General features: G+C 60.5%; 15 protein-coding genes. 5 read left to right on the top strand and 10 right to left on the bottom strand.

Translation table 11 applies throughout. The features are described from left to right. The first annotated feature begins 69 nt into the window (after positions 1-69). Entirely contained in the window at positions 70-678 is a 609-nt protein-coding gene (gene lexA, locus EGJ27_RS18095; protein ID WP_125832108.1) for a transcriptional repressor LexA, read from the top strand. A 10-nt stretch (positions 679-688) separates the two neighbouring features. Further along, positions 689-1,159, top strand: coding sequence for an SOS-induced cell division inhibitor SulA (gene sulA / locus EGJ27_RS18090; protein ID WP_125832107.1), 471 nt, complete (start codon positions 689-691; stop codon positions 1,157-1,159). Positions 1,160-1,188: 29 nt separating this feature from the next. Here sulA and EGJ27_RS18085 read toward each other — a convergent pair whose 3' ends face one another. The 7 genes from EGJ27_RS18085 to EGJ27_RS18055 all read right to left on the bottom strand — a co-directional run bounded on the left by EGJ27_RS18085 (position 1,189) and on the right by EGJ27_RS18055 (position 9,662). Then, positions 1,189-1,428 carry a hypothetical protein gene (locus tag EGJ27_RS18085; protein WP_125832106.1) on the bottom strand — a complete coding sequence of 80 codons (240 nt, stop codon included), beginning with the start codon at positions 1,426-1,428 and terminating at the stop codon, positions 1,189-1,191. Between the two features lie 105 nt (positions 1,429-1,533). Next, entirely contained in the window at positions 1,534-2,055 is a 522-nt protein-coding gene (locus tag EGJ27_RS18080) for a DUF6586 family protein (RefSeq protein WP_125832105.1), read from the bottom strand. Positions 2,056-2,150: 95 nt separating this feature from the next. Continuing rightward, on the bottom strand, positions 2,151-4,763 hold the full coding sequence (gene topA, locus EGJ27_RS18075) for a type I DNA topoisomerase (RefSeq protein WP_125832104.1): 2,613 nt from the start codon (positions 4,761-4,763) through the stop codon (positions 2,151-2,153). Positions 4,764-4,876: 113 nt separating this feature from the next. Then, positions 4,877-5,113, bottom strand: coding sequence for a DUF1653 domain-containing protein (locus EGJ27_RS18070; RefSeq protein ID WP_125832103.1), 237 nt, complete (start codon positions 5,111-5,113; stop codon positions 4,877-4,879). A 106-nt stretch (positions 5,114-5,219) separates the two neighbouring features. Continuing rightward, entirely contained in the window at positions 5,220-6,395 is a 1,176-nt protein-coding gene (gene fadA / locus EGJ27_RS18065; protein WP_125832102.1) for an acetyl-CoA C-acyltransferase FadA, read from the bottom strand. Positions 6,396-6,417: 22 nt separating this feature from the next. Next, positions 6,418-8,565, bottom strand: a complete 2,148-nt coding sequence (fadB, locus tag EGJ27_RS18060) for a fatty acid oxidation complex subunit alpha FadB (protein ID WP_125832101.1) — start codon at positions 8,563-8,565, stop codon at positions 6,418-6,420. Between the two features lie 659 nt (positions 8,566-9,224). Beyond that, positions 9,225-9,662 carry a hypothetical protein gene (locus tag EGJ27_RS18055; RefSeq protein WP_125832100.1) on the bottom strand — a complete coding sequence of 146 codons (438 nt, stop codon included), beginning with the start codon at positions 9,660-9,662 and terminating at the stop codon, positions 9,225-9,227. Positions 9,663-9,790: 128 nt separating this feature from the next. Between EGJ27_RS18055 and EGJ27_RS18050 the strand changes: the two genes are divergently transcribed. Further along, a complete protein-coding gene (locus EGJ27_RS18050) occupies positions 9,791-10,231 on the top strand; it encodes a universal stress protein (protein ID WP_125832099.1) in 441 nt (146 codons plus the stop codon). Positions 10,232-10,306: 75 nt separating this feature from the next. Here the strand turns inward: EGJ27_RS18050 and EGJ27_RS18045 are convergent, their stop codons facing one another. Next, positions 10,307-12,217 (bottom strand): ATP-binding cassette domain-containing protein, encoded by a 1,911-nt coding sequence (locus EGJ27_RS18045; RefSeq protein WP_125832098.1) that lies wholly within the window; start codon positions 12,215-12,217, stop codon positions 10,307-10,309. Positions 12,218-12,422: 205 nt separating this feature from the next. Between EGJ27_RS18045 and EGJ27_RS18040 the strand changes: the two genes are divergently transcribed. Beyond that, the gene (locus EGJ27_RS18040; RefSeq protein ID WP_125832097.1) at positions 12,423-14,351 is read left to right on the top strand and encodes a transglycosylase SLT domain-containing protein; all 1,929 of its coding nucleotides are present in this window, start codon (positions 12,423-12,425) and stop codon (positions 14,349-14,351) included. A gap of 136 nt (positions 14,352-14,487) precedes the next feature. Here the strand turns inward: EGJ27_RS18040 and EGJ27_RS18035 are convergent, their stop codons facing one another. Continuing rightward, the gene (locus EGJ27_RS18035; RefSeq protein WP_125832096.1) at positions 14,488-15,297 is read right to left on the bottom strand and encodes an MOSC domain-containing protein; all 810 of its coding nucleotides are present in this window, start codon (positions 15,295-15,297) and stop codon (positions 14,488-14,490) included. Between the two features lie 86 nt (positions 15,298-15,383). Continuing rightward, on the bottom strand, positions 15,384-16,313 hold the full coding sequence (locus tag EGJ27_RS18030) for a chemotaxis protein CheV (protein WP_125832095.1): 930 nt from the start codon (positions 16,311-16,313) through the stop codon (positions 15,384-15,386). A 560-nt stretch (positions 16,314-16,873) separates the two neighbouring features. Between EGJ27_RS18030 and EGJ27_RS18025 the strand changes: the two genes are divergently transcribed. Continuing rightward, positions 16,874-17,296, top strand: coding sequence for a hypothetical protein (locus EGJ27_RS18025; RefSeq protein WP_125832094.1), 423 nt, complete (start codon positions 16,874-16,876; stop codon positions 17,294-17,296). The last annotated feature ends 222 nt before the right edge of the window (positions 17,297-17,518 follow it).

The following is a 17,518-nucleotide window of genomic DNA, read 5'->3' as shown; positions in this document are numbered from 1 at the left end:
TGGACGATTGCCAATGCGCTTCCACTGTATATAATCCCAGTCACTGTATAAAAAGACAGAGCGCTCATCATGATCAAACTGACGCCACGCCAGGCTGAAATCCTGGGCTTCATCAAACGTTGCCTTGAAGACAACGGCTACCCGCCCACCCGTGCGGAAATCGCTCAGGAGCTGGGTTTCAAGTCGCCCAACGCCGCCGAGGAGCACCTCAAGGCACTGGCCCGCAAAGGCGCCATCGAGATGACTCCCGGTGCGTCGCGAGGTATACGCATTCCCGGCTTCGAAGCCAAGCCCGATGACAGCAGCCTGCCGATCATCGGCCGCGTCGCCGCCGGTGCGCCGATCCTGGCCCAGCAGCATATCGAAGAATCCTGCAACATCAACCCGAGCTTCTTTCATCCCAATGCCGACTACCTGCTGCGCGTGCACGGCATGAGCATGAAGGACATCGGCATTCTCGATGGCGACCTGCTCGCGGTGCACACCACCCGCGAAGCCCGCAACGGCCAGATCGTGGTGGCCCGGATCGGCGACGAAGTCACGGTCAAGCGCTTCAAGCGTGAAGGCAGCAAGGTCTGGCTGCTGGCGGAAAACCCTGACTTCGCCCCCATTGAAGTCGACCTGAAGGATCAGGAACTGGTGATCGAAGGTTTGAGCGTCGGCGTGATACGCCGCTGAGGAGACGTTTATGCAGTTCCATCAAGCATCGCAAGCGCAACTTCCCTTGTTCGAGGCGTTTTTGGCCCAGCCAATCGCCCCGATACTTCCCGAGGTCGTCGATACGCCCTGGAGCACCCAGCCGGATGTGTTCAGTGAGTTGTCATTACGCGGTGCGGCCGGGAACTGCCTGAGCCTGCTGGCGCCAGTCCTGCGGGAATTGAGCGAAGAAGCCAACGAACGCTGGCTGACGCTGATTGCCCCACCCGCCAGCCTTACACAAGCGTGGTTACGGGACGCCGGCCTGAACCGTGAGCGAATTCTCCTGTTGCAGCCACGCGGCACGCAAAGCGCGCTGGAGCTGACACGGGAAGCACTCAGGTTGGGACGCAGTCATACGGTGGTCAGCTGGATCAACCCGCTCGCTTCGGCGGCGCGTCAACAGTTGGTCAGTGCGGCAAGAATCGGTGATGCACAAAGCCTGAATATCCGGCTGGGCTAACAGCCCGCCGGGCGATCACTCCGGCAGCATCAGTGCAGGACGCGCGGCCCGGACTCGTCGTCCTTGTCGATTTCGCCATCCGCCAGTCGCCCGGCCATCTGCACGCCCACGCTCAACATGGCCTTGGCCACTTCGACATGCTGGCCCTGCATGAAGGCCTTGGCGTCATCGGAGAAATCAAGCGTCACCAGCGACCCTTCATCATCCGCGCGACGCAGCTCGATACGGCCATCGGGTAATTCGACAATTTCAAGAAAAGACGTAGGCATCAGGACAAGTACTCCGCGAAAGGCGAGCATTGTACCAGCCTGTACACAAGTTGATCATGGCTTTTAAGCCTATGAACGCTACGTTTAATGTCTTTCAGACGAACTCTAGCACTCACTCAGACCCTCACGAAAACGGATAGCCAGCGTCTTCAGCTGCTGACGCCAGTCTTCCAGTTGCTCACGGGTCAGTTCGGCCTCCGGCTCGGCGTCCAGGTTGACCGCCACGATCATCGGCTGGGTGACGTCACCCTTGGGCTTGAGCGGCGCACGCGGCGGCTCGAACAGAGCGTTGTATGCGGCCAGCAATTGTGCCAGCCAGGTTTCCCGGTGCTGCGCCAGCTCGACAAGCTCTCCAAGTTCCGGAATCGCCAACGCGTCGAGCACTTGCTGATTGAGCAATAACTCGGCACGCGGCGCTCCAGCCTGCGGCAAGCGATAGTACCCGGCAATTTCGTGACACAGTCCCAGCAGCGCGCCATACAGATGGAACAGTGCCGACTCCCGCTCGGCCTGTAACAGCGCCTGGGCATTCATCGCCTGCCCCTTTTCCGCCCGGCCCAGGGCTTCGAGCGCCAGTCCCGCGAAATAGATCTTCTGATTGGTACGGGTATAGAGCTCATGAGCCATGAGAAGTCCCTCCAAGGCGAACGGATACAACGAGCATAGAAGCTGGGAACCGCCACGCAACCGTGGCGTCCGGCACGCATGCCGGACGCCCGCGGTCAGCGCTTGTCTTCGACCTTCCAGGTGCCGCCGTCGTAGAACGCCTTCCAGCCGGTCGGCTTGCCTTCCACTTCGGTCTGTACGTACTGCTCCTTGGTCTTGCGGCTGTAGCGAATGACTGCCGGCCGACCGTCCGGATCCCTTGCAGGCGCTTCACAGAGGAAGTGGTACTTAGGATCGATCTCGGCCTTGTGCGGCAGGATCTCGATAACCAGCGGGGCACGGGTTTCGCGGTTTTTCGGGAACTGGCTGGCGGCCAGGAACAGACCCGACGCGCCATCGCGCAGGATATAGGTGTCGTCGACCTTGTCGCACTTGAGCTCCGGCATTTTCACCGGGTCCATTTTCGGCGGCGCCGCGTCGCCGCTCTTGAGCAGCTTGCGGGTGTTCTTGCATTCAGGGTTGGTACAGCCGAAGAACTTGCCGAAGCGGCCGGTCTTGAGCTGCATCTCGCTGCCGCACTTGTCGCACTCCAGGCTCGGACCTTCATAGCCCTTGATGCGATAGGTGCCCTCTTCGATTTCGTAGCCAGTGCAATCCGGGTTGTTGCCACAGATGTGCAGCTTGTGCTTTTCGTCCAGCAGGTAGGCATCCATCGCCGTGCTGCAGATCGGGCAACGATGCTTGCCGCGCAGAACCCGCGACTCGGACTCACCTTCGTCATCGTCAGCGATTTCGTCGCCGGGCGTGAGGTTGATAGTGGCCTTGCAGCGCTCTTTCGGCGGCAGGCTGTAGCCCGAGCAACCCAGGAACACGCCGGTGGAAGCCGTGCGGATCTGCATCGGACGGCCGCAGGTCTTGCACGGAATATCGGTCATGACCGGCTGGTTGGCACGCATGCCGCTGTCGGGCGCCGAGGCTACCTCCAGCTTTTTGCTGAAATCGCCGTAGAACTCGTCCAGCACGTTCTTCCAGTCACGCTGGCCCTGAGCCACATCATCGAGGTTCTCTTCCATTCCGGCGGTGAAGCCGTAGTCCATCAGGTTGGAGAAGCTCTCGGACAGACGTCCGGTGACGATATCGCCCATCTTTTCCGAGTAGAAACGGCGGTTATGCAACGCCACGTAGCCACGGTCTTGAATGGTCGAGATGATTGCCGCATACGTCGACGGACGGCCGATCCCGCGTTTTTCCATTTCCTTGACCAGGCTGGCTTCGGAGTAGCGGGCCGGTGGCTTGGTGAAGTGCTGGCTCGGGTCGAGCTTGACCAGCTTCAGGTTTTCGCCCTGGACCATGTCCGGCAGCACGCCGTCATCACCCGGCTTGGTCATTTGCGGCAGGACGCGGGTGTAACCATCGAATTTCAGAATGCGGCCCTTGGCGCGCAGTTCGAAACTGCCGGCAGCAACGCTGACCGTGGTCGAGAGATATTGCGCCGGCGGCATCTGGCAGGCCACGAACTGGCGCCAGATCAACTCGTACAGACGCTCTGCATCACGTTCCATGCCCGACAGCTTGGCCGGATCGGTGTTGACGTCGGACGGACGAATCGCTTCGTGGGCCTCCTGCGCGCCTTCCTTGCTGCTGTAGACGATCGGCGCTTCCGGCAGGTACTTCTTGCCGAACTGGGACTCGATGTAGTCCCGCGCCATGCTCACCGCGTCGGCGGACAGGTTGGTGGAGTCGGTACGCATGTAAGTGATGTAGCCCGCCTCATACAGTCGCTGGGCCATCATCATGGTCTTCTTCACCCCGAAGCCCAGACGATTGCTCGCGGCCTGTTGCAGAGTGGAGGTAATGAACGGCGCCGACGGCTTGCTGCTGGTGGGCTTGTCTTCACGCTTGACGATGCTGTAGCTGGACGCCTTGAGCTTTTCCAGGGCAGCCATGGCCTGCGCTTCATTGAGCGGCTTGAACGCCTCGCCGTTTTCACGGGCCACTTCGAAGCGCACGTTGGCGCCCTTGGCGGTGCCCAGGTCGGCGTGGATTTCCCAGTATTCTTCAGGGTTGAAGGCACGGATCTCACGCTCGCGCTCGACCACCAGCTTCACCGCAACCGACTGCACACGGCCGGCGGACAAACCACGCGCAACCTTCTGCCACAGCAACGGCGAAACCATGTAGCCCACGACGCGGTCAAGGAAGCGGCGCGCCTGCTGGGCGTTGACCCGCGCGATGTCCAGCTCGCCCGGCTTGGAGAAGGCTTCCTGGATGGCTTTCTTGGTGATCTCGTTGAACACCACGCGCTTGTAGCGGCTGTCATCGCCACCGATGGCTTCGCGCAGGTGCCAGGCAATGGCTTCCCCTTCGCGGTCCAAGTCCGTCGCGAGATAGATGGTGTCGGCATCCTTGGCGAGCTTGCGCAGCTCTTCGATCACCTTCTCCTTGCCGGGAAGGATTTCGTACTTGGCTTTCCAGCCGTGTTCCGGATCGACCCCCATGCGCGACACGAGCTGACGCTGCGCCTTTTCTTTCGGCGTCAGCACCGGACCTTCACCGGCAGCGGCCTTGCCACGCTTGGCGGCAGGCTCTTTGGCAGCGCTTGCCGAACCGCTGGTGGGCAGGTCTCGGATATGGCCGATACTCGACTTCACCACGTACTGGTTGCCCAAATACTTGTTGATGGTCTTGGCCTTAGCCGGGGATTCCACGATGACCAGCGATTTGCCCATGGATCAGAAAATTCCTGAATACTAGATGAAAGACAGAGTGGAGCATGTAAAGGCCACGCTATATATAGTGGCTACAAGGTGAGGTCAAGCACAGGCTGTTGTGCCATCCCTACTTACGGACGCGAAAACAGGCTGGCCTCGGCCTGGACCAAAGCAAAGCGCGGGACCTGTTCGCCGTCAACCTCGACGGACTCCAGGAACATGCTCAACGGACGGACCCACATGCCGAATTCACCGTAAAGCGCCTGATAGAACACGACTTCTTCCTCGGTTTCGGAATGCCGGGCGACACTGAACACCCGGTATTGCGGGCCTTTGTAGTGACGGTAGACGCCTGGTTGCAATTGCATGGGGGACAACCTCAAGACACAATTTCAAAACAAATGGTAAAAATTACCGTTTTCCCAAAATACAAAAGCCGGGGCTTCAAGCCCCGGCCTGCATCACCACGACGTGTCAGATCCGTTCGAAAACGGTGGCAATGCCCTGACCCAGCCCGATGCACATGGTGGAAACCCCGAGAGTCCCGCCATTTTGCTTCATGACGTTGAGCAAGGTACCCGAGATCCGCGCTCCGGAACACCCGAATGGATGACCCAGGGCGATCGCGCCGCCATGCAGGTTAACCTTCTCGTTCATCTTGTCGAGTACTTTCAGATCCTTGAGCACCGGCAGCGCCTGTGCAGCGAAGGCTTCATTGAGCTCGAAGAAGTCGATATCGCTGATCGCAAGACCGGCACGCTTGAGTGCTTTCTGGGTCGCCGGAACCGGGCCGTAACCCATGATCGCCGGGTCCACGCCGGCCACCGCCATCGAGCGGATCACCGCCAGTGGCTGGATGCCGAGGTCCTGGGCGCGCTGTGCAGACATCACGATCATGCACGACGCACCGTCGGTGATCTGCGATGAGGTGCCCGCGGTCACGGTACCACCTTTTGGATTGAAGGCAGGCTTGAGTGCAGCCAGGCTTTCAAGGGTGGTATCCGGACGAATGGTCTCGTCGAAGTCGAAGACTTTCAGGAAACCGTCCTCGTCATAGCCCTGCATCGGGATGATCTCGTCCTTGAACTTGCCTTCCAGGGTCGCCTTGTGGGCGAGCTGATGGGAGCGCAGGCCGAACGCGTCCTGCTGCTCGCGGGTGATGCCGTGCATCTTGCCCAGCATTTCGGCGGTCAGGCCCATCATGCCCGAAGCCTTGGCCGCATACAGCGACATGTGCGGATTCGGATCCACTCCATGCATCATGCCCACATGCCCCATGTGCTCGACGCCGCCGATGACGAACACATCGCCGTTGCCGGTCATGATCGCCTGGGCGGCGGTGTGCAAGGCACTCATCGACGAGCCGCACAGGCGACTGACGGTCTGGGCGGCCGAGGTGTGCGGGATCTGGGTCAGCAGCGACGCCATGCGAGCGATGTTCCAGCCCTGCTCCAGGGTCTGGTTGACGCAGCCCCAGATCACGTCTTCGACTTCCGCCGGGTCAACCTTGGGGTTGCGCTCCAGCAGCTTGCTGATCAGGTGCGCCGACATGTCTTCGGCGCGGGTGTTGCGGTGCATGCCGCCCTTGGAGCGGCCCATCGGGGTCCGACCGAAGTCGACGATCACGACGTCTCTTGGATTCAAGCTCATACGTTCATTCCTCAGAAGGCGCTTAACCGAAGAAGCTCTGGCCGTTTTCAGCCATCTGGCGCAGCTTCGCGGTCGGTTGGTACAAGGCACCCAGCTCGGCATATTGGTCAGCGAGGGCAACGAATTCGGCAACGCCGATGGAATCGATGTAACGCAGCGCACCGCCACGGAACGGAGGGAATCCGATGCCGTAGATCAGGCCCATGTCGGCTTCGGCGGCGGTTTCGACGATCCCGTCCTCCAGGCAACGCACGGTTTCAAGGCACAGCGGGATCATCATCCAGTTGATGATGTCTTCGTCGGTGACTTCACGCTGCTCGTAGACCACCGGCTTGAGCACGTCCAATACCGCCGGGTCGTTGACCTTCTTCGGCTTGCCCTTCTTGTCCAGCTCGTAGGCGTAGAAGCCCTTGCCGTTCTTCTGACCCAGGCGCTTGGCTTCGTAGAGCACGTCGATGGCCGAACGCCGGTCATCCTTCATGCGGTCCGGGAAACCTTCGGCCATCACGTCACGGCCATGGTGGCCGGTATCGATACCCACGACGTCCATCAGGTACGCCGGGCCCATCGGCCAACCGAAACGTTCCATGACCTTGTCGATGCGCACGAAGTCCACGCCGGCGCTGACCAGTCGGGCGAACCCGCCGAAATACGGGAACAGCACGCGGTTGACCAGGAAGCCCGGGCAGTCGTTGACCACGATCGGGTTCTTGCCCATCTTTTTGGCGTAGGCCACGGTGGTCGCCACCGCCGCTTCGCTGGACTTCTCGCCGCGAATCACTTCCACCAGGGGCATCATGTGCACCGGGTTGAAGAAGTGCATGCCGACGAAGTTTTCCGGGCGCTTGAGGGCCTGGGCCAGCAGGCTGATGGAAATGGTCGAGGTGTTGGAGGCCAGGATGGTGCTCTCACCGACCTGCGCTTCCACTTCGGCCAGTACCGACTGCTTGATCTTGGGGTTCTCGACCACCGCTTCAACCACCAGGTCGACGTGACCGAAGTCGCCGTAGGACAAGGTCGGACGAATCGCGTTAAGCGCCTCGGCCATCTTCGCAGGTGTCAGGCGACCTTTCTCGACGCGATTGCCCAGCAACTTGGACGCTTCGTTGAGGCCCAACTGAATGGCTTCCTCGCGGATATCCTTCATCAGGATCGGCGTGCCCTTGACTGCCGACTGGTAGGCAATGCCACCACCCATGATCCCGGCGCCCAGTACAGCGGCCTGTTTCACGTCTGCAGCCACTTCGTCATAGCCCTTGGCTTTGCGCTTGAGCTCCTGATCGTTGAGGAACAAGCCGATCAGGCTCTGGGCAGCAGAGGTCTTGGCCATTTTCACGAAACCGGCGGCTTCGATTTCCAGCGCTTTGTCACGGCCGAAGTTGGCGGCTTTCTGGATGGTCTTGATGGCTTCGACCGGCGCCGGATAGTTCGGCCCGGCCTGACCGGCGACGAAACCCTTGGCGGTTTCGAAGGCCATCATCTGTTCGATGGGGTTGAGCTTGAGCTTGTCCAGCTTGGGCTGGCGCTTGGCCTTGTAGTCGAATTCGCCGGAGATGGCGCGCTTGACCAGGTCCAGCGCAGCGGCAGCGAGCTTTTCAGGAACGACCACCGCGTCGACCGCACCAACCTTGAGGGCGTCTTCGGCACTGTTTTCCTTGCCCGAGGCGATCCACTCGATCGCATTGTCGGCGCCGATCAGGCGCGGCAGGCGCACGGTGCCACCGAAACCGGGATACAGACCCAGTTTCACTTCCGGCAGACCGATCTTCGCCGTGCTGGCCATGACGCGGTAATCCGCTGCCAGGCACATCTCCAGGCCGCCACCGAGTGCGATGCCGTTGATGGCCACGACGGTTGGAACGCCGAGGTCTTCGAAATCGCTGAAAATCCGGTTGGCTTCCAGGTTGCCGGCCGTCAGTTCGGCTTCCGGCAGCTTGAAATTATCGACGAACTCAGTGATGTCGGCGCCGACAATGAAGGCTTCTTTGCCGCTGGTGACAATCACGCCCTTGACCGACGCATCGGCTTTGAGGGTGTCCACAGCCTGGCGCAATTCGTTGAGAGTGAGGCGATTGAACTTGTTGACGGACTCACCCTTGAGGTCGAAATTCAATTCGACGATGCCACTTTCAAGAGTCTTAACCGTGATGGCTTTACCTTCGTAAATCATCAACTGATCTCCACAGTATGGAAGCTGAACAATACTCACCCGGCTTAACGTCCGGTGAGACTACGACGTCGCCGTCGATGAACACGCCAAATCACCAGCACACCCGCCGACGTGGTAGCCAGGATTCTGTCAGAGCCGTCTGACGACCAAACACTTGATTCATACGGCCGTTTGATTTGGTCTGCACACCATCCGGCAAAATCGGATGATTGTCAATTCGCGCAAAGATCAATAAACACGGTCGATCATGGTTATGACCAGACAAATCGAACAGCTGCGGGTGCGGCTGATTCGTCTTCATTCAAGCGGGTGATAATGCAAAGCCTGAGGAAAACTCTGCACGGCCGTGGCAGCGTCGGGCCCGTGGGAGCAAGCTCAACGCAGCCCTACAGACAGCATTCCGCCACAGCCTCAGAGACAGGTTTTGCACCGCTGCGGTTCATGATGGAAATAAGTAAGGGAAAAACGCGACAAAACGGAGCAGAACCGCTAGAGTCAGCGCACTGCGCTCGACAATGCCTGCCCCGGCACGCATGGCCGCCGATTCGGCGTTGCACCGTCCAGCGACAATCGTTATCGGCCTGCCTGGCCAACCCCGGCCCGATGTTGTTATCGGGCTTTTTAATGCCTGCGATTTGCTGCAGGTCCAGCTAATGGCCTCAAGCCAGCGCCTTGAGCAATCCATTAATACGCTGCAACACTTCTGCTTCCCCCTTTTCCCCCCAGTACAGGGCAATCATCTGCGCGTCGGCTTCGACCTTGAAGACATCCGTCGGCAAGGTGGCGAACTGTGCCAGCAACGCCGCGTCCTCACACGGCTCACGCCAGCGGTTCAGCCAAAGCCCAGGTTCACTTTGCCAGTAGGCCCAACACGTGGGCTCGCTGCCGCGACGAGGGCGATGATATTGCGCGCAGGGGCTCGGCGGCTGCCTGGACAGCCAGTGCGGCCAGTCCTGAGGCGCCAGTTGCATGGCCAGCCCCATGCGTCGGGCTTCCATGCGCAAGGCCATTCTGCCGCTCGAACCTCGCGAGGGTCGAAGCCAGACCAAAGGGCTCAACATCACACAAATGATTGACAGAACTATCCAGACCGTCATATTTCTTGCCCCCACTCGCTCTCTGGAAAACAACAATCAATAAAACAAGGGCTTGCATCAGGCTTTGCCCAGATGCACGCGAAAGAGCCATACTCATTCCCATCGCAATCCTCCTGGAGGACATCCTCATGTCGTATCAACACATTCTGGTAGCCATAGACCTCACCGAAGAGTGCGACCCGGTCATCCGCCGCGCCCGTGAGTTGGCGCAAGCCAGCGACGCGACGCTGTCGATGGTGCATATCGTCGAACCGATGGCCATGGCCTTCGGCGGTGACGTCCCCATGGATCTGTCGCAGCTGCAACAACAGCAGTTCGACCAGGCCAAGGAGAAGCTGGAGAAACTGAAAATCAAGTACCCGGACATCAAGGCCGGCGAGAGCCACCTGGTTTACGGCCAGCCGCGCCAGGAAATCCACCAGTTGGCCAAGAACCAGCACTGCGACCTGATCGTGGTCGGCAGCCATGGTCGCCACGGCCTGGCCCTGCTGCTGGGCTCGACCGCCAACGACGTGCTGCACGGCGCGCCATGCGATGTACTGGCGGTACGCCTGAAAAAGCCTGAGTGACCTGAGCAGTCAACAGCGAAAAGCCCGGGCTTCCACCTATCTGGAAGCCCGGGCTTTTTTTGCCGCGCCTGAACCTTACTCGTCCAGCTCGGCCCAGCGCTCAAGCAAGCCATCCAGCTCGCCCTGCAGGCTTTCGACCTGCGCCAGCACGGCAGTGGTCTGCTCGGCAGGACGCTGATAGAAGCCCGGCTCGGCCATTTCCGCAGTCAGGGCCGCCATTTGCGACTCGACGGCGTCGATCTGCCCGGGAAGCGCTTCCAGCTCACGTTGCAGCTTGTAGCTGAGCTTCTTCTTGGCAACCGGCATTTCCTGAGCCGCAACCGGCGCCGCCTCAACCACCGCACTGGCCAGCTCGGCCTTGCCCGACTTGGTGTCGGTGACACCCAGCAGGCGCGGCGAGCCGCCCTGACGCAACCAGTCCTGGTAACCGCCGACGTATTCGCGGACCTTGCCTTCGCCTTCGAAGACCAAGGTGCTGGTCACCACGTTATCGAGGAATGCCCGGTCGTGGCTGACCATCAGCACGGTGCCCTTGAAGGTCAACAGCACTTCTTCCAGCAGCTCCAGCGTTTCCACGTCCAGATCGTTGGTTGGTTCGTCCAGGACCAGCAGGTTGGCCGGTTTGCTGAACAGCTTGGCCAGCAGCAGGCGCGCACGCTCGCCACCGGACAGGGCCTTGACCGGCGTGCGGGCACGCTGCGGGCTGAACAGGAAGTCACCCAGATAGCTCAAGACATGACGGCTCTGACCGTCGATTTCGATGAAATCGCGACCTTCGGCCACGTTGTCGATCACGGTCTTTTCCAGGTCGAGCTGGTGACGCAACTGGTCGAAGTAAGCGACGTCCAGGCGAGTTCCGACTTCGACCTTGCCCTGAGTCGGCTGCAGGTTGTCGAGCATCAGCTTGAGCAGCGTGGTCTTGCCGGTACCGTTGGCACCCAGCAGGCCGATACGATCCTCGCGCTGCAGGACCATGGAGAAATCCTTGATCAGCGTCGGGCCACCCGGATGAGCGAAGCTGACGTTTTCCAGGGTCATGACCTGCTTGCCCGATTTCTCGGCGGTATCGAGCTGGATGTTGGCCTTGCCGGTGCGCTCGCGACGCTCGCTGCGCTCGACGCGCAATGCCTTGAGAGCACGCACGCGGCCTTCGTTACGGGTACGGCGGGCCTTGATGCCCTGGCGGATCCAGACTTCTTCCTGGGCCAGGCGCTTGTCGAACAGCGCGTTGGCGGTTTCTTCGGCGGCCAGCGCAGCTTCCTTGTGGACCAGGAAGCTGGCGTAGTCGCCGTTCCAGTCGATCAGGCCGCCACGATCCAGCTCCAGAATGCGGGTCGCCAGGCTTTGCAGGAAGGCCCGGTCGTGGGTGATGAACAACACGGCACCCTGGAAATCCTTGAGGGCTTCTTCAAGCCAGGCGATGGCGCCGATGTCCAGGTGGTTGGTCGGTTCGTCGAGCAGCAGCAGGTCGGGTTCGGAAACCAGCGCCTGGGCCAGCAGGACGCGACGGCGCCAGCCACCGGACAGTTCGGCCAGGGTCTTGTCGGCCGGCAACTGAAGACGGCTCAGGGTGCTTTCGACCAGCTGCTGCAGGCGCCAGCCGTCCCGTGCTTCGAGATCCTGCTGCACGTGCATCAGCTTGTTGAGGTCTTCCTCGGTGACACAGTTCTGCGCCAGATGATGATACTGGGCCAGCAACTCGCCAACACCGTCCAGGCCTTCGGCGACCACATCGAAGACGCTCCGTCCGTCGGCCACCGGCAATTCCTGGGGCAATTCGCCGATCTTGAGCCCCGGCGCACGCCAGACGGCGCCGTCATCGGGCTTCTGAACACCCTTGACCAGCTTCAACATGCTGGATTTGCCAGTGCCGTTGCGGCCGATGATGCACACCCGCTCACCACGGGCGATCTGCCAGGACACCTTGTCCAACAACGGCATGGCGCCGAACGCAAGGGACACATCGCTGAATTTGAGCAGGGTCATGAGCTTCTCCAAAAACCGGGCGCGCATTCTACCTGAGATAGCCGACGGATGTCGGCATTCGTGCCGGGCCGTCGGGCGCATGGGCTTTCCTTTATAACCCGCAATTATTTCTGCATGCGTCCCGGTGATCGCGAGTGCTTTCACCCCGCACTGGCAAAAGGCTAAGCTAGCGACACTTTTCACGACCCATCTGCCCGGAAGTCTCATGCGCAGTCGTTTGTTCAGCCTCGTTTCATGCCTGCTCCTCTCCGCTTCCGCCGTCCAGTACGCCCATGCGGTCGACATCAGCCAACAGCGCCAGTATTACGATGAAGCCAAGCGCGCCCTGGCCAAGGGCGATACCGGGCCATACCGGACGTACAGTGCAGCGCTGGCCGACTACCCGCTGGAACCCTATCTGCAATACGACGAACTGACTGCACGCCTCAAGACCGCGAGCAACGCCGAGATCGAGCGCTTCCTGGCGGCCCACGGCGACCTGCCCCAGGCCAACTGGATGAAACTGCGCTGGTTGCGCTGGCTGGCCGAACGCGGCGATTGGGCGACCTTCGAGCGCTACTACGACCCGAAGATGAACTTCGTGGAACTCGACTGCCTGCACGGTCAGTACCTGCTGAACAACGACAAGCGCAGTGAAGGCTATGCCAGTGCAGAAAAGCTATGGATGACGAGCAAGACCTTGCCTGCGTCCTGCGACGTGTTTTTCGCCCAATGGGCCAAGGCCGGCCAGCTGACCGAAGAAAAACGCTGGCAGCGCGCCAAGCTTGCCGCCCAGGCGCGCAATTTCACCCTGGCCAATACGCTGGTCAACAGCCTCAATTCCCTGGCACCCCAAGGCAAACTGCTGCTGGCGGTGGCGCAGAAGCCGGAAATGATCAATAACCCGGCACAGTTCGCGCCGGTCGATGAGGCCATGTCCGACGTGGTCGGCCTCGGCCTGCGTCGCCTGGCCCGTCAGGACCCGCAGAAAGCGCTTTCGATGCTCGACGGCTATTCCGCGACCATGCACTTCTCTCGGGAAGAACAGGTAGAAATCGCCAAGGAAATCGGCCTGACCCTGGCGCGCCGCTATGACAGCCGCGCCCTGGAAGTCATGACCCGGTACGACCCGGAACTGCGCGACAACACGGTGACCGAATGGCGCCTGCGCCTGTTGCTGCGTCTGGGCCGCTGGCAGGACGCCTACGAGCTGGCGCGTCGCCTGCCTGCGGACCTGGCCGGGACCAACCGCTGGAAATACTGGGAAGCCCGGGCGCTGGAGCTTGCCCAGCCCAGCAACCCGCTGATCCCTGCACTGTATAAGGACGTCGCCAAGGAACGCGATTTCTACGGATTCCTGGCCGCGGATCGCACCAAGACCGCGTATTCCCTCAATAACAAACCGCTGGTGCTCAGCAATGCGCTGATCAACAAGGTGCGCAACACGCCGGGCGTGAAGCGGGCGCTGGAGTTTCACAATCGCGGAGAAATCGTCGACGGCCGCCGTGAGTGGTATCACGTCAGCCGCCAGTTCAACCGCGACGAAATGGTCGCCCAGGCCAAGCTGGCCTATGACCTGAAATGGTATTTCCCGGCGATCCGCACCATCAGCCAGGCGCAATATTGGGACGACCTGGACATCCGTTTCCCGATGGCCCATCGCGAAACGCTGGTGCGCGAGGCCAACGTCCGCGGCCTGCATTCGAGCTGGGTATTCGCGATCACCCGCCAGGAAAGCGCGTTCATGGACGACGCACGTTCAGGTGTGGGTGCCAGCGGCCTGATGCAGTTGATGCCGGCCACCGCCAAGGAAACCGCGCGAAAATTCAGCATTCCGCTGGCCTCGCCGCAGCAGGTGCTGGACCCGGACACCAACATCCAGCTGGGCGCCGCGTACCTGAGTTCGGTGCACGGCCAGTTCAATGGCAATCGGGTGCTGGCCTCGGCTGCCTACAACGCAGGCCCCGGCCGCGTGCGTCAGTGGCTCAAGGGCGCGAACCATCTGGCCTTCGATGTCTGGGTCGAGAGCATTCCGTTTGACGAAACCCGTCAGTACGTGCAGAACGTGCTGTCGTATTCGGTAATCTATGGCCAGAAATTGAACTCACCGCAGCCGTTGGTGGACTGGCACGAGCGGTTTTTCGACGATCTTTAAGCGGTAGCTTTGCGCCGCCCTAAAAGGCCTCTTCGCCAGCAAGGCGGATCGCCGCCCGCTGGTTCCCAGGATTTCAGCGGGCGCCGCAACATCTGCAGGAGCTTGCTGGCGAAGGCTTGACCGCCGTTACCTGCAACTACTCCAGCACTTCGACCGGCATCCCCACTTCCAGCTCCCCTACCCCGTCGCTGACCACGTTCTGGCCGAACATGACGCCGCCTTCGACCTCGCGAAAGGTCTTGAGAGTGGTGAAGGGTTCGCGGTCGGCGCTGCGCTCGCCGGTCGCAGGATCGACGGTGGTGAGGATGCAGCGGGCGCAGGATTTGACCAGACGGAATTCGATTTCGCCGATCCGGATGCGCTTCCAGCCGTCCTCGGCGAACGCTTCGGCGCCTTCAACCACCAGATTGGGCCGGAAACGGAGCATTTCCATGGGCCGGCCGATGCGCGTATTCAGCTCATTCAGCGAACCCTGCCCAATCAGCAGCAGCGGGAAGCCATCGGCGAACGCCACCTTGTCATGCACCGCGCCGACTTCATCAGCCAGCAGACGCGCTCGCTCGAACGGAGCATGAACCACACGGGTAGGCTTGCCGATGAATTCAGAGGCCCACTGCGCAGCGGCTTCGCCAGCATCAGGCACCTGAAAGGTATCGCGCCACAGGGTAATGCCGCGCAGATTGGCTTCGATGTCGGCCGGTACGGGCACGTCCAGCGGCGTCATGCCCGGCGCCGAGAACGTGACCCCGCCGCCGGCATTCCACAGTACCGACAACTGAGACATCTGGGGCAGCACGCGCTGGGTCAGGAAGCGCCCACTGGTCGCATCGACCAGCATCCAGCGACGATCCCCCGCCAGCCCCAGCTCGTCGAACGCCGCGCGATGCAGGGTTTCGGCCTTGCAGGATTTGAGGGGAAAACGATAGAGGGCGCTGAGACGTAACATGAGCTATTCCTTGAGCGGCGCGTGCAGCCGAGACATGAGAGTCAAAGCTTATACGAGCCGCCTTCGGCGAGCCATCAGGCCGGCGGTCAGTCCTGAATCATCATCAGGCGCTCACGCACCACTTCGACCAGTTTGTCGGGCTGGAACTTGGACAGGAAGTTGTCGCAACCGACCTTCTTGACCATCGATTCGTTGAAGCTGCCCGACAACGAGGTGTGCAGCACGATATACAGCGCACGCAAGCGCGGATCGTTGCGGATTTCGGTGGTCAGACGATAGCCATCCATCTCCGGCATCTCGGCATCGGTGAACACCATCAGCAGTTTCTGGTGCACATCTTCACCGGCGTCGGCCCAGGACTTGAGCAACGTGAGCGCCTTGAGACCGTCACTGGCTACATGCAACTTCAGGCCCAGCTGGGACAGCGTGTCGCGCAACTGCGCCAGGGCGACCTTGGAGTCATCCACCAGCAGAACCTCGCGGCCGCGGGCGCGTTCCAGCACCGGGTCTTCGAGCTTTTCACGGGATACCTTGGCGTTGTACGGCACGATTTCGGCCAGGACCTTCTCGACGTCGATGATTTCCACCAACTGATCATCGACCTTGCTGATCGCAGTCAGGTAATGCTGGCGACCGGCGCTGGCCGGCGGCGGCATGATGGCGTCCCAGTTCATGTTGACGATGCGATCGACACCACCGACCAAGAACGCCTGCACCGAGCGGTTGTACTCGGTAACGATGATGGTGCTGCCGGGGCCCGGCACCAGCGGACGCATGCCGATTGCCTGGGAAAGGTCGATTACCGGCAGCGTCTGGCCACGCAGGTTGACCACCCCGCAGACGTAGGAATGGCGCTGAGGCATCAGGGTGAGCTTGGGGAGCTGCAGCACTTCCTGGACCTTGAACACGTTGATCGCGAACAGCTGCCGACCCGCGAGGCGAAACATGAGGATTTCCAGGCGATTCTCGCCCACCAGCTGTGTGCGTTGGTCTACCGTGTCGAGAATGCCAGCCATTTTAGCTCCTGAAGCGTTGATCGATGAGTCAGCCTTTGTTGTATCGGCTGGAACAGGCCGGACCTTAATCTGGAAATACGCCGACCGCCGGCATTTGATATCAGATTAACATCATGCTTTACTGAAGTCCCCTGTCACCCATCGCCCAGCGCGGTGCGGCCTGCAAAATAAAAACGAACTTTTCGTTTCTAAGGGTGTCCCTGAGCAGCCATCGGGGCGGACCTGATATTCTCCCCATCTATTTGCCACTATTGTGACGCCTTTCTCATTTGCATGAATGGAGTCACGCTCGTGTCCGCTTTTCAACCCTCGCTGTCAGGTGGTCCGTCGAGGCGACCTGCCTCAGGCCGCCGACCTGCCGAAATCCGCGGAACTGACTCGAGCCAGGGTTGCAAAACCCGAGTTGCAAGTGCCAAGTGGCTGGCTCTAATACATCAAAGTGCCACTACCCAGTTAAATTCAGAAACACCCTACAGACTTTCATTCCAAATCAACGTTAACTGTCAGCCGTTCGCTGCAAGTGGAACTAACTCGCTGCCCAAGATGTGTGGAGAGACAGGATGCTGAACAGTAACGATTGGCACGACACTTACGGACGATTCCTGGCCGAGTCCCAGGCGCTGCTCTATAAGTCGGAAGAATGCATATCGCATCTGGAGCTGATTGGCGACGACGAGGACGCCATCGTGTGCCTGCTGGCAACGCTCGATACCCTGACCATCCAGGCCGAGCAGGCGTCCGTGGCGTGCATCGCGGACTTCTCGCGCCAGCTCGGCTGCCTGCTCAAGGCCAACGGCACCGGTAGTGCCGACGCCCTGCCGACCCTCAAAAGCTGCCTGACCCTGATGTCATGGCAAATCGAACTCATCGACCCACGCACCGGCGAGTTGCCGATGGACAGCGATGAACAGCAGGAACTGTTGGAGCGACTGGCCGGCGTCTGCCGTGCGTCGACCTCGACGGCGGACTGCGTCCTGAAATAATCCACGACTCCTCGGCGCCTGCCGAGGCAATGGGCGCCGTCACGCATCGCCACTCCGTGGAATCAGGCCGGTAATGCCCGGCATGCAGAGTCGGTCATTGCGACCGATTCAAACTGAAGTTTCATTAATATCGAAAGTTGTGCACGGATGCGCAGCGTCAATAAGGTACGATTGCGAGTCGGCCGGGACAATTCCGGTTTTCCTTGACTCCTTAGATGCAGT

The sequence above is a fragment of the Pseudomonas sp. v388 genome, from assembly GCF_003935425.1.
Taxonomy (GTDB): Bacteria; Pseudomonadota; Gammaproteobacteria; order Pseudomonadales; family Pseudomonadaceae; genus Aquipseudomonas.
The sequence above is the reverse complement of the archived record's forward strand: the minus strand, read 5'-3'. Positions and strand labels throughout refer to the sequence as shown.

Coding starts and splice junctions, on each gene's coding strand:
- fadB (WP_125832101.1), bottom strand. CDS start 8,565: ATGATTTACGAAGGTAAAGCCATCACGGTTAAGACTCTTGAAAGTGGC.
- EGJ27_RS18035 (WP_125832096.1), bottom strand. CDS start 15,297: ATGTTACGTCTCAGCGCCCTCTATCGTTTTCCCCTCAAATCCTGCAAG.
- lexA (WP_125832108.1), top strand. CDS start 70: ATGATCAAACTGACGCCACGCCAGGCTGAAATCCTGGGCTTCATCAAA.
- EGJ27_RS18045 (WP_125832098.1), bottom strand. CDS start 12,217: ATGACCCTGCTCAAATTCAGCGATGTGTCCCTTGCGTTCGGCGCCATG.
- EGJ27_RS18070 (WP_125832103.1), bottom strand. CDS start 5,113: ATGCAATTGCAACCAGGCGTCTACCGTCACTACAAAGGCCCGCAATAC.
- EGJ27_RS18080 (WP_125832105.1), bottom strand. CDS start 2,055: ATGGCTCATGAGCTCTATACCCGTACCAATCAGAAGATCTATTTCGCG.
- fadA (WP_125832102.1), bottom strand. CDS start 6,395: ATGAGCTTGAATCCAAGAGACGTCGTGATCGTCGACTTCGGTCGGACC.
- EGJ27_RS18085 (WP_125832106.1), bottom strand. CDS start 1,428: ATGCCTACGTCTTTTCTTGAAATTGTCGAATTACCCGATGGCCGTATC.
- sulA (WP_125832107.1), top strand. CDS start 689: ATGCAGTTCCATCAAGCATCGCAAGCGCAACTTCCCTTGTTCGAGGCG.
- EGJ27_RS18025 (WP_125832094.1), top strand. CDS start 16,874: ATGCTGAACAGTAACGATTGGCACGACACTTACGGACGATTCCTGGCC.
- EGJ27_RS18040 (WP_125832097.1), top strand. CDS start 12,423: ATGCGCAGTCGTTTGTTCAGCCTCGTTTCATGCCTGCTCCTCTCCGCT.
- EGJ27_RS18050 (WP_125832099.1), top strand. CDS start 9,791: ATGTCGTATCAACACATTCTGGTAGCCATAGACCTCACCGAAGAGTGC.
- EGJ27_RS18055 (WP_125832100.1), bottom strand. CDS start 9,662: ATGACGGTCTGGATAGTTCTGTCAATCATTTGTGTGATGTTGAGCCCT.
- topA (WP_125832104.1), bottom strand. CDS start 4,763: ATGGGCAAATCGCTGGTCATCGTGGAATCCCCGGCTAAGGCCAAGACC.
- EGJ27_RS18030 (WP_125832095.1), bottom strand. CDS start 16,313: ATGGCTGGCATTCTCGACACGGTAGACCAACGCACACAGCTGGTGGGC.